Source organism: Proteiniphilum sp. UBA1028, assembly GCF_002316955.1.
Lineage (GTDB): Bacteria > Bacteroidota > Bacteroidia > Bacteroidales > Dysgonomonadaceae > Proteiniphilum.
The window spans coordinates 51,498-51,727 of record NZ_DCEN01000024.1 but is presented as its reverse complement, the minus strand read 5'-3'; the positions used below and the strand labels follow the sequence as shown (position 1 = coordinate 51,727).

The following is a 230-nucleotide window of genomic DNA, read 5'->3' as shown; positions in this document are numbered from 1 at the left end:
ACCGGCGGTGCTGATGATGCCGACGGGAAGACTTGGGTGTTCGACCAGTATAATAATTTTTCAGCCGAAGTAGCAGCAGCATTGGCGCCCTTGAAGGTAGAATATCCGACACTGGAACAAGCGGCTGCCTATGCAATAACAGGCCATATGGGATTAGGACCGCAAGGCTCAAGAGGTCAATCCTGGTGGAGTGCCGCTGCAAACGACAAGGCCTCTTGGACACTCTATTC

At 52.6% G+C, this 230-nt stretch carries 1 protein-coding gene; it reads left to right on the top strand.

The annotated features are described in order from the left end of the window. Positions 1-230 (top strand): hypothetical protein (locus B3Z75_RS02930; RefSeq protein ID WP_294067590.1); only part of this gene is annotated, 230 nt, incomplete at both ends.